Origin of the sequence: Mucilaginibacter sp. PAMB04168 (assembly GCF_039634365.2) — a bacterium.
Taxonomy (GTDB): domain Bacteria; phylum Bacteroidota; class Bacteroidia; order Sphingobacteriales; family Sphingobacteriaceae; genus Mucilaginibacter.
In genome coordinates this window covers 314411-326947 of sequence record NZ_CP155079.2, presented here as the reverse complement: position 1 = coordinate 326947, position 12537 = coordinate 314411, and the positions used below count along the sequence as shown (strand labels likewise).

Annotated in this window: 6 protein-coding genes; all 6 read right to left on the bottom strand. The window is 45.2% G+C overall.

Annotation, left to right across the window (positions count from 1 at the left end):
• Positions 1-7: 7 nt before the first annotated feature.
• Positions 8-1951 (bottom strand): glycoside hydrolase family 97 catalytic domain-containing protein, encoded by a 1944-nt coding sequence (locus ABDD94_RS01240; protein WP_345954349.1) that lies wholly within the window; start codon positions 1949-1951, stop codon positions 8-10.
• An 88-nt stretch (positions 1952-2039) separates the two neighbouring features.
• Positions 2040-3413 (bottom strand): glycoside hydrolase family 43 protein, encoded by a 1374-nt coding sequence (locus tag ABDD94_RS01235; RefSeq protein WP_345954348.1) that lies wholly within the window; start codon positions 3411-3413, stop codon positions 2040-2042.
• Positions 3414-3426: 13 nt separating this feature from the next.
• On the bottom strand, positions 3427-5832 hold the full coding sequence (locus tag ABDD94_RS01230) for a TIM-barrel domain-containing protein (protein ID WP_345954347.1): 2406 nt from the start codon (positions 5830-5832) through the stop codon (positions 3427-3429).
• A gap of 48 nt (positions 5833-5880) precedes the next feature.
• A complete protein-coding gene (locus ABDD94_RS01225; protein WP_345954346.1) occupies positions 5881-7944 on the bottom strand; it encodes an NPCBM/NEW2 domain-containing protein in 2064 nt (687 codons plus the stop codon).
• Between the two features lie 52 nt (positions 7945-7996).
• Positions 7997-9766 carry a family 43 glycosylhydrolase gene (locus tag ABDD94_RS01220; RefSeq protein WP_345954345.1) on the bottom strand — a complete coding sequence of 590 codons (1770 nt, stop codon included), beginning with the start codon at positions 9764-9766 and terminating at the stop codon, positions 7997-7999.
• Positions 9767-9870: 104 nt separating this feature from the next.
• Positions 9871-12465, bottom strand: coding sequence for a xylan 1,4-beta-xylosidase (gene xyl3A / locus ABDD94_RS01215; protein WP_345954344.1), 2595 nt, complete (start codon positions 12463-12465; stop codon positions 9871-9873).
• Between the last annotated feature and the right edge of the window lie 72 nt (positions 12466-12537).

The window sequence follows — 12537 nt, the reverse complement described above, 5'->3', positions numbered from 1 at the left end:
TCTGATTTCAATTACTATCCGGTGTAAAAACTGCAACAAAACCTCCGCGACGGAGGATTTTAACCGCAAGAGTACTGGAATGATTTACCTTCGAAAACTGCGTTTTAAAACTCTTATCGTGTTCCCCATCGGTTATTAAAGTGCAAGAATAGTTGGATTCACTTTGCAAAAACGGCAAGTGAACCGTCTGATTCATTTCTCTGTTCTCTGCATTAATTGCACCCACATACCAGGCAGTACCTTTACGGCGGGCAATTATTACATACTTACCCGGATAGCCGTCAATTAGCCGGGTTTCATCCCAGGCGTTGGGAACTTTTTTAAGAAATGTCTTAGCAGCATCGGGCAAATCATGGTATCCGTCTGGGCGATCGGCCAGGTGCTGAAATCCGGATTCAAACACTACAGAAAGTGCTAACTCATGCCCATAAGAGGTAGTATGCGGAAACTGAGAATTGGTAAACGTGACCGGAGTATAATCCATAGGTCCAACCACATTCCGTGTAAAAGGCAGTATGGTGTTATGCTCAGGGGCGGTCATGGTAAACTCGGGGCCATTGTTATACCATTCTGCACCTCTTACTGCTTCATATGTCATTAAATGCGGATAGGTTCTTGACCAACCCCGTGGTACCAGACAACCATGAAAATAAACCATCATCTGGTAAGCGGCGGCATCTTTCAAAATATCCAGGTAGTACCGGATCATATCCTGCTTTTCGCTTTCAAAAAAATCAATCTTCACACCTGCAAAACCCATCTTTTTGAGCTTGGCAAATTCAACTTTCCGATTCTCGTGTGTAAGCATACGGTCTTTAGGGGTGGCAGCCACCCACGTGTGGTTTCCTCCTGAGTTATACCAAATTAGTGGCTTAACTCCTTTAGACAGTATGTATTTTGCGGCGTCTTCCACATTGCCGCCATTGGTCATGGCATCCCATTCCCAATCTAGCAGGGTATACGGCCAGTTCATTTCAGCGGCAAGGTCAGCAAATGCTTTAACGGTTTTAAAATCTTTGGTTCCGTGATTGCTTGACCAATAGTTCCAGGATACCAGGCCGGGCTTTATCCAGCCGGTTTCTTTTACTATGGATGGTGCCGATACATCATCAACTAATGTGGATGCTACCACATCTGGCAGGGCACCCATCAAAACTACCCGCCAAGGCGATACCCAGGGGAGCGTGATAGTTGGATTAGAGGCCCCCTGCCCCCTGCCGTCCCGCGGGTTTGGGAAGCTTAATTTATAGCGGTCGCTATCCTGCAAATTATTTAATTTTGTACCGCAATAGCTGTCGTCCAGGTCCGCTTCGTGCAGCAAAAACCAGCAGTTAGTATCTTTAGTTTGAAAAAGTGCCGGATAGCTCCATTCCTGTTTTTGTACTTTTTCAGCACTCATGGCAGTATACAGGCCTTCGTTAGCCGGATTCCATTTTTCCATCCACCGCTTGGTCTCGCGGGGTATGGTATAAGTTGTCTGTTCATCCAAAATTTGAAAGGTGCCCTGTTTGCCCGGAAATTCATAACGGAAAGCTACCCCATCATTATAAGCCCTGACTATGACATTAATTTTCGACTTAGATGAGTTTTCGAGGCTCACTTTAATCTCGTATGCTGAATTTTCGCAAACAGACTTCTTGCCGTGTAAAGCAGCATATTTTTCCTTAATCAGTTTAGGCTTGCTTATATGAAGAATTTTAAGGCTTTTTGAAAAGTCTTGATCGCTCCTTGTGAGCCCTAACGCTATTTCAGGAATAGCCTCTACTTCCTGCTTACCGGATTTATAAATAACCTGCAAGTACAACTCATTAGTACTTTTACCTGCCCGTTGAAGTAGCCGTACATTTATTTTACGATTAGGCGAACTTGCGTTTAAAACCTGCGCCTGCACCAATGCGTGGCTCATTATCAGCAAAATACTTAGTCGGATAACCTGAGTAACAAACTTCATGTAATATTATTTAAAAACAAGTTGCAAGGGAGATGTGGCGTTGATAATTGATGTAAATGGAGCGCACTATTACCGGCTCTTATTGCATTTAATTAAACTTCCACCAGTTTAAATTAAACAACTGTTTGCCGCCGCCTTTAAAAACGAAATAGAGATCGTGTACACCTTTAGCAGCGGTAATTTTACAAGATTTAGTAAGCCATTTATTTGAACTGCCGTTACCCTTGATAACACAAGTTCCTATTGGCTTTCCTTCAAGACTATCTAAACGGATCTCAATAGTGCCGCCGGTATAAGCAGAAGAAACGCTCGCGTTAAATGATTTTGCGCTCCTGGTAAAGTTTACACCACGAACCTGAATATAGTCGTTGCTGTCTATACCGGTCACAAACATTCCTGCCAAGCTGTCGCGTTCTGTTCCTACACCCTTTTCCCAGGCAATGGTTTCGGCCTCGTTTCGTACAAAAGGATTTAAAGTGCCAATTTGTGCTACACCTTCCTCTTGCCACCATGGCAATTCAATAATAGTACCGTCGGGGTTATACTTCAACTCAGCCACGCAAACCGAGCGCCTCTCGTGATGCTGAGTGGTTTGCATAAAGTTTAAACGGTAATTAAAACCAAAAACGTAAGATTTGCCTTTGTACGCAATAATGCCAGGATGATTGCCCGTTGACCTCTTATCGGGCTTCATGATATAGCCCTTGAACTCCCATGGGCCGGTGGCGCTTTTACTCATAGCATAACCAATACCCTCCGGACAACAAGTAGAGGCATAGGCCATATAATAAGAGCCATTAAGCTTGTATGCCCACGGTCCTTCCTGATAATGGAAAGGGTCAGGCTGGCCAGTCCGTTTTGCAACAGAACTGTCTTTTATGATCTCACCTGCTAAGGAAATCATATCCTGGTTAAGTTTTACATACCACAGGTTGGGATTTCCCCAGTATAGATAAGCCTGGCCATCATCATCAATAAGAACTGTAGGATCAATACTATCAAATTTCCCCCCAATTAAAGGACCACCTATAGGGTCTTTAAAAGGACCTAAAGGGCTATTGGATACCAGCACGCCAATACCCCTTCCCTGTACCGGGCAGTACATGTAAAATTTACCGTTACGCTCAACAGTTTGCGGAGCCCATGCACCATTATCAAACCCACCCCAACCAGTTAAAGCCTTATCGGCCCATTTAAAATTTTTGAGAGAGGCAACTTCACCCTGGTCGGTCCAGTTAACCATATCAGTAGATGTATAGCACAACCAATTGCGCATTAAAAATTTACCCTGGCCCGGAGGGGCGTCATCCTCATCATGGCTGGTATAAAGATACACAGTGTCGTGATAGACCATCGGTGCAGGATCAGCCGTATACTTAGTTTGTATAACTGGGTTTTGCGCCTTACCTACTAATCCTAAAATTAAAGCGGGCAGTAATAATTTGAAATGTAATACCTTCATTATTATGGCTTAACTATAATTTTACTACCTGCGCTTTACCGCTGTAACTTACAACTCGCTCTTTGTTGGCAGAGCCATCGGCCATTGCCGGCGCAACACGTATTTTAAAGTTTCGCTTATCAAGCATGTTGGTAAACGAGCCTTTCCGGTCAGCAATTAAAAGTTGATGCCTCTTATCGTCCCAATGAAACTTAATTTCTGAATACTTTCCTTCTTCATAATGGTAGTTGTCATTCTCATCCTCATAAAGCGTAAAGTTGCCGTCGGCACCCGGGTAAATTAACATCTCTAAATTATCCCACCTTTTTTCTTCAGCGTATTGCACTTTGGGGCCGAGTGGTAAGATACTTCCCGCCTTTACATATAAGGGCATTACATCCAGCGCTACCGGCTTACTGATACGTGTGCCGCCAACCAGTTTTTCGCCCGTCCAGAAGTCGTACCAAGACACATTTGCAGGCAGATATACCTGCTTGGCTTTAACAGTGGTAAAATCATCCTTACGCAAACTGTCCCGACCGTTTACAGCAGGTTTTACAAACATGGCTTCGGTAACCGGTGCCACCAACAAAGATTTACCAAACATAAACTCATCATTAATATCTATGGCTTTTTTATCTGCTGCAAAATCCATCATCAGTGCCCGCATCATGCTAGACTGGCGCGAGGTTACATCCCAAGAGGCAGAATATATATAAGGCAGCAGGCGGTAGCGCAGGTTAATGTACTTTTCGATGGCATCGTATGCCTCATCTCCTTTTTTACCAAATTGATAGATCTCGCGTGGTGCATCCGCGCCGTGTGAGCGCATCATCGGGCAGAACGCTCCAAACTCGAGCCACCTCACATAAAGCTCCCGGTACTCCGGATCGTTTAGCCGTTGGCGAAAGCGTGAAAGGAAGAAGCCACCAATGTCGGAGTTCCAGTAAGGGATACCGCACAGGGAAAAGTTCAATCCGGCCGAAATTTGATTTTTTAATGCCTGCCAGGAAGCAGTAACATCGCCAGACCAGGTATTGGCGCCGTAACGTTGCTGCCCGGCAAAGGCTGAGCGCGTAAGAATAAACACTCGCTTTTTAGAGCTCTCAGCACGCTGGTGTTCAGAAACACCGCCAACAGTCATTAAGGGATAGGCATTCCGCACTTTTCTGAACGATCCTAAATAAGTTTTGCTGTCCAGGTCATGTGGTTTAAAATCCAAGTGATCCGGCTCTGTGGAGTCCATCCACCACCCATCCATACCCAGCGAAAATATCCCTTTGTTTAAATAGCTCCAGTAAACGTCACGAGCTTTTGGATTGTATGCATCATAAACCCTAACGCCCGAAGGATAGTCTAGATTGGGGGGCCACTTTTCGGCACCAGACTGCGGCCAGGTCGAAAAGTTAAAAAGAGCGCCCATTTTATCCAGATCATGATAAGGCTTTGTTTGTGGACCAAAAGAGCTCCAGATAGAAATAATCATGTGTGCGTTCATGCGATGAACCTCGTTCACCATTTTTTGAGGGTTATTAAACTCAACATTTAAAAACTCCATTGCGTTCCACAAATAATTATTACCCCAATACTGCCAGTCTTGTATAATGCCATCAAGGGGTACTCCTAATTGCCGGTACTTTTTAACCACGTCAAGCACTTCATCCTGGCTTTTATATCGCTCCTTACTTTGCCAAAAGCCAAAAGTCCACAGCGGAAACATGAGCGCCTGACCAGTTAAATTGCGGATGCCGGCAATAACACCATCGGCGTTGCCACCATACATAAAGTAGTAATCAATGCAATCACCAACATCAGATTTAAAAGAAGTGCTCTCAGGAGTATCCTGAAAAACGGTGGGCGAGTAATTATCCCAAAAAAGCCCATACCCTTTCAACGACTGGAAGAAGGGAATATAATCGTCTGTGTTGCCCTGTACCATATTCAGTTTCAGGTTGCGCTGTACCATTTTACCCTGTTGCTGCTGCCCTAATCCGTAAATTGACTCATCTTTGTCTAACTGAAATGACTGAGAAACCGAGTAAGTTGATATACCGGCATCGTTGAATGTGGTAAAAGAACTTCCGGAAGGCTTTTCCTGCAGCAACACATTGCCTGCCGTTTTTGAAAAAGTTAACTGACCGGTTGCAATATCCAACGTTACATGGAGCTGTGCGCTTTTAACCGAAAGCATTTTTGCACTCTGGTTAAACTTAAGTGCTTGCTGCTGCGGGCTTTTGATTACAGATAAACTTGCTTTATTTACCTTCTCACCTTCGGGGCTTTTAATGATTCTGACGATTGATGGGGTGTAAAACTGTATTTCAACCCAAGTATTGTTCACCTTTACCCGTGCGCCCAAGCGCGTTTTCTCTACCGTTTGGCCGAAACTATTGCTGAACGCCAAAACGCCCAAAAGCATCAAATAAATGTTTCTTTTCATAATTGCATTATTCCCTTCTTATGAATTATATACAGCGCTGTCAATCCTTTAAAACAGCTGGTTGAATCGGTATAAAAGCACTCCATGAACAGGAACCTTAATTTCAAGCTGATCCTTACCGGTAACTACAGATTGAATGTTTTTTTGCCGCCACAGATCACGGACCTGTTGACGGCCGGTAACCCCGAGCTTATCGAAGTCGTGATATTTAATATTAATCTCCTGCAAACCGAAGTTACAAAAGCCTACGGCCTTACTGCCATCCTCTAATTGTTTAACGTAAATACGCAGATCGCCTATGGTTTGAACACAGGTGGCTTGCTTTCCCAATGGATCCTGATTAACGGCAATTACTTCGTCATTGGTGAGTAAGCTAAGCGTAAAGGCATCTAATTTTTCCATGTCGCAGCCAATTAAAAGCGGGGCGGCAAACAAACTCCAAAGACTAAAGTGGAGGTATTGTTCGTCGGGCCTGAGCTTACTTGGATGCGGATTGCCCCATCCTACTGTGCCGATAACCAACATGTCGGGGTCGTTCCAATTGCCTGGTTTTGCCCATGCGGCTGCCTTATCCTGAGCCAGTGCAATATTCCTGACGCTTACCCAGGTATCCGTTATATCATTGGTTGTGCGCCAAGCGGTTCCACCTACCGAATCCCCCCACTTCCAAACATCAGACATACCGTACTGGCATAAGCTAAAGACAATGTCGCGCGGCTGTTCGCGCAAATATTTACCCATCAGATCAAAAGGCTTGATGGCTGTGGATAGATTGTTGCCGCCTTTATATGACAGCGATGATATTTTGTAAGCGTCGTTGTCTGGCATTCCGTCAATCACTCCTCCGTAGCTGCACCAGTCGTATTTCAGGTAATCGAACCCCCACCTGGCGTAACTCTGTGCATCCTGTTTTTCATAACCGTAACTGCCGGCGCATCCTCCGCAAGTCCATGGACCAGGGCTGGAGTACAAACCAACTTTTAACCCCAGCCCATGAATATGATCAGCCAGCGCTTTCATGTCACCAAACCTGGCGTTAGGCTGGATATTTCCGGCTTCATCACGCAGCTTACCACGTAACATTTGGTCTTTAGAATCACGGTGGTTCTGCCAAAAATCATCTACATTGATGTAAGTCCATCCATGATTGATCAGGCCACTGCTCACCATAGCTGCTGCTGCCCGTTTTACCTTTTCGGCCGACACCTCTCCGGCAAAGCAATTCCAGCTATTCCAACCCATAGGGGGTGTTAGTGCAACATGATCACCGCAAACAATACGCAGCTTTTTTTCATCCTTACCCCTGCCATTGCTGGCAACCAACGTAACCTGGTACGTACCGGGCCGGGAGAGGCGGCCGGTCATAATACCTGTCTTCCGATCTATCTTTAGCCCTTTGGGTAAACCACTGGCTGTAAAATACATGGGCCGGTCTCCACTGGCAGGAACCATAAACTGAAACGGGGAACCGGGACGAACACCGAAAACGCGGGCCCCATTAATTCTTGGCGTAGCAGGAGGTGGTGGTGTTAGTATATAAGGTTCTCTTGCAACGGGGCTGATTGTTACAAAGCTGGCGCCTTCAGCACCTTCAAGCCGGGCATTTACCCAGTCGGCATGATCGTAGTAATTACCATTTCCGCCATCGGTGACAACCAATTCCATCTTTTGAACGCCGGCGAGCGATACAGCGCACGACTTGGCAGTATCGCCTAAATGCATTATCCCACTAGCCCAAAGCCTTTTACCATCGCCGTATACCATAAACTCAGATGCCGGCTGTTGACCTTTAACTTCATCATCCATACCCACTTGTGCCGTAAACCTCAATGCCTTTCCATTGAGCTGAATAAATAAGGAACTCTCTGCATGTGTGCCAAACCCGCGTTCGTAGGTCTTTCCGGCAATGGTTAGCGTTTTACCGTCAACAGTCTTGTTTTTTTTAGGTACTCCATATCCCTGCGTAGCAGTACTTAAATCGAGTTGGTCAATCCAGATAGTTTGCGCATGTAATTGGTTCAGACCCCCCAAATTAATGGTGATAACTAAACCCAGCGTAGCCGGCAGCTTGCGGCCAACTGTTAACTTTTTGATATATTCTGTCAGTTTCATAATGAATGATTGAGACCTACAACATTGAGCTGATATGCCGTTTTTATGAATTTTATTTTTTTGCAAACTGCCACCAATTAAAATTGAACAAGTGCCCGTTACTGCCTTTAAATACCATAAAAACGTCATGTATACCCTTAGCCCCGCTTACACCGGTGGAAATGACACGCCAGCTCTCGCCGCTTGCACTACGTGTAACTTCACACTTACCTGCCAGAGGACCCTCAAGGCTATCCAGCCTTATTTCTATAGCTCCTCCATTTAAAGCAGCTATCCCGGCTTTAAACAATCGGGCTCCTTTTCCAAAATCTACACTTCTTACCTTAATATAATCGCCGTTATCAATATCGGTTACATATACACCCGCCTCATTCGCCAATGCTGTTTCGATGCCCTGTTCCCAGGCAATGGTTTCGGCTTCTACTCTCTGATATGGATTTAAGTAACGAACGGCTCTCTCAATACCGGCAACAGAAGGCTCGATTCTAATTATAGCTCCCTTTGCATCAAACTTCAGTTCATCAACACAAACCGAACGGGTAAAGCCGCCGCCACCCGGTAAGGCCCCGTTATGATAAAACAGATAGGATTTTCCTTTAAAATCCACCAATCCGGGATGATTGGTAAACGCGCCGCCTTTGCCAATCACCGCCATAATAGTATCACGGTATGTCCACGGGCCAATAGGACTGGAACTGGTAGAATAGGCTAAATGTTCGGGCACACCGCCAGCCGGATACAGCAAATAGTACAAGCCCTTGCGCTTGTAAAGCCACGGACCTTCTTCATAAGTGGTAATTCTTTTTTCGGTACTGTTGGCCGTAGCATGAATCTTTTCTGTAACCCAATCCCTTTTATTTGCCGGAACGGGTTGAATGCCTGCGGACTGATCATAAGAAATCATATCTTTATTAAGCTTAACCTGCCATAAAGCCGAATTTCCCCAGGTTAACCAAGGCTGCTTATCTGCGTCTGTTATAACCGTGGGGTTGATCCGCTCTCCTCCGGTATGTTCAGCAATAAGCGGTTTGCCAAGCACATCCCGGAATGGGCCAATAGCTTTTTCGCCTACTGCTACACCAATTACCTGCTGCTGGGTTGCTTTATCAACCGCGCTTACGTACCAATAATATTTGTTGTCAGTTGCGTTCTTAACACTGTGCGATTCCAGCCCATTTATAGATTGAGCCCAGGCAAAAGTCTTTTTTGCGTTTAAAATACGTAGCTTAAAGCCTTCATCCGTCAGCGGCACTTTAACAATGCCTACCGTCTGGTCATAAGATGTCATGTCTTTATTCAGCTTCACATAGTATAAATGTGGATTTCCCCAATATAGGTAGGCTTGTCCGTCATCATCAATAAATACAGATGGATCTATATACCCCCAACCGCCAGACACCATAGGTTTACCCAGCACATCCTTAAAAGGCCCTGTAGGGCTGTCGGAAACGGCCACCCCAATAGACATGCCACCATTTTTGGCGTTTACGGGTACATACCAATAAAACTTGCCGTTTCTGGGCACACATTGGCCGGCCCATGCATCTTTGGCCGCCCAACTGAAAGCTTTAAGAGAAAGACCAACACCTCTGTCTGTCCAGTTAACCATATCGGTGGTGGCGTATACATGCCAATCATTCATGGTAAACCAGGTAGACTTATCCTCGTCATGCCCGGCGTACAAAAACAAGGTGTCTTTATAAACCATAGGCGCCGGATCTGCTGTGTAAATTGTTTGGATAATAGGATTTTGCGCTCTGAGAGATGAGGGCAGTAAAACAGGTACAAGCAGTCCTATGGCTATGAGTATTCTTTTATACATTGCTATTTTATAGAGTTGAATTCTTTACGTATCAGGCCCGGTTAGTTGTTGATTATTATTGCCATGCTGTGTGTTGCATCGGTACAACCATGCGTAGCCAAAATTTATAATACCGATATCTCTACCTTTTTAAGGTCCTTATTGGCAGAACTGTTGCCGTACCACAGCTCATAAACACCCGGCGTTACATCCATCTGGTAATTTGACGCATTGTAAAATTCCAAGGCTGTATAAGGCAGTTTGATATCAACGTTTAAAGTGCTTCCCGGCGTTATTTCTACTTTTTTAAAGCCTCTTAATGTTTTTAGCGGCCCTTCGCTGTCATTAACTTTGCGGATGTAAACCTGTATGGTTTCATTGCCACTCCTTTGCCCCTTGTTAGTTACCGGAACGGTAAGCCGAATATCCTCTCCTGGTTTAACTTGCATTTGCCCAAGCTTAGCGTTACCTATCGAAAAGCTTGTGTAACTTAACCCATAGCCAAACGGGAACAGCGGATTATCCATAAAGCGATAAGTTCTGCCCTTCATGCTGTAATTTTCGAATGCGGGAAGCTGTTGGTTGTTTTTATAGAAAGTAATCGGAAGTTTTCCCAAAGGATTGTAATCACCAAACAGTACATCGGCAATCGCCTGCCCGCCTGATTCTCCGGCATACCATGCTTGCAAAATTGCATCGCAAGTAACTGTTTCGGGCATTAAACCGATAGCCGATCCGGAGCAGTTGACGAAGATCACTTTCTTTCCGGCGGCTTTTAGCGCCTTCAAGCAATCACGCTGTACCTGAGGAAGCTCAATATCGGTGCGGTCGCCTCCCTTAAAACCAGGAAGATTTACCGGCATTTCTTCCCCCTCCAGCAGGGTTGATAAGCCTCCTGCAAATACAACTATATCAATACCATTAAGCTTGCTAATCAACCCGCCGAAATTTACGGGCGTTTCCCTACCAAAGTTAAATTCTAAATTAGCCTGCCAGTTATTTAACTGAGCATAGCGAAATTCGATACGGTACGATTTTCCGGCCTCCACACGGTAAAGTATACGCCCGGGCACGGTTCTCCAATTATTGGATTTGCCCGCTTTCTGACCGTTAATCAATAATTCAAATAAGCCTGTTGCACCAAACTTGAAAGCGATTTCTTCGGTGCGGCCAGCTTTAAATACAGTTTCATATTTTGCTGAAAAGCTTTCTAACCTCACGCCGGATGCAAACTCATGCTGCCCTGCGGTGGTTTGTTTAATCGGGTCGGTAATTTGTTCAGTACGAACCACCGGGCCACTGAAGTTGCGGTTGTTCCAAAAAGTTGCTTTAAAACCTTTTTTACCCTGTATGGCGCATTGGGGAATATAGCTTTCGGTTACTTTATTTTCTACCCAGTCGCAAGCCTTATCATATAATACATTATGGCTAGGGAGTGCAGACTTAATTCCATTCAATATGGTTATAGTACGCACCGGTTTACCGTTGTAATTACCCCAAAGCATCGGTTCATTATCTGCGTTTGGGCCTATTACTGCTATACGCCCGCCATTTTTGCTGAGCGGCAGCACATTGTTCCTGTTTTGCAACAAGGTCATTGATTGCCGCGCCATATCCAATGCCATTTTTCGATGATCTGCATTATTGATAACGGTTTCAGGTATTTTAGTCCAGGGCACCAAACTATCCTCGTCCATTTCTCCTAAATCAAATCGTCCCGTTAAAACCCGAAGCAAGCTTTTGTTAATATCTGCTTCATCAATTAACCCTTTAGATACCGCCTCAGGCAGCTTTTGGTAAGCATACCCTTCCCAAACACACTCTACGTCTGTTCCGGCACGTACACCTTTTGCAGCCGCATGCGCTGCGTCAGACGACACCTTATGACTTGTATAAAAATCCGTAATAGCGCCACAATCCGAAACCACAAGGTACTTGTACCCCCATTCGTTTCGCAATATGTCCTGCATCAGCCGGCTGTTTCCACAGCATGGTTCATCGTCCAGACGCTGGTAAGCACACATAACCTGCCGCACATCGGCCTGCTGAACCAACGCTTTAAAAGCGGGGAGATAAGTCTCTCTAAGATCGCGTACATTAACATCAGCCAGATTGAGCTCATGACGATTCCACTCCGGTCCTGAATGCACAGCAAAGTGTTTGGCACAGGCCAGCAACTTTTTGTAACGTGAATCAGCGCCTTGCAAGCCTCTAACTACTGATACTCCCATGCGCGAAGTGAGATAAGGATCCTCACCGTAAGTTTCCTGACCACGCCCCCAGCGGGGATCTCTGAATATGTTAACGTTAGGGGTCCATACCGACAAGCTCATAAAGCGCCGGTTCTCCTGACCTTTACGAAGGCCATCATGGTAGCGAGCACGCACTTCATCAGATACGGCATCAAATATGTTGTACAGCAAACTATCATTAAAAGATGCCGCCATTCCGATAGGCTCAGGAAAAACGGTTACATTATCGTTACTGGCCAATCCGTGCAGCGCCTCACTCCACCAATTAAACTTTTTAATACCGAGGCGGGGTATAGCCGGAGACTGATCCTGCAACAACAGTACTTTTTCTTTTAATGTCATGCGCGATATCAGATCCTTTGCCCTGCTTTCTGAAGAAAGCACAGGATTTTTGTACGGCAAAGGTTGCGCATGAAGCCTGGCAACAAAAAAAATCGCAAGTATGAGTAGACCTTTGTTGAAATGCATTTTTAAAATTTCACGTTGTTATCACCGGAGTGTTAAGGCATACCGCCTTATAATTGGTTTTGCGCAGGCTAA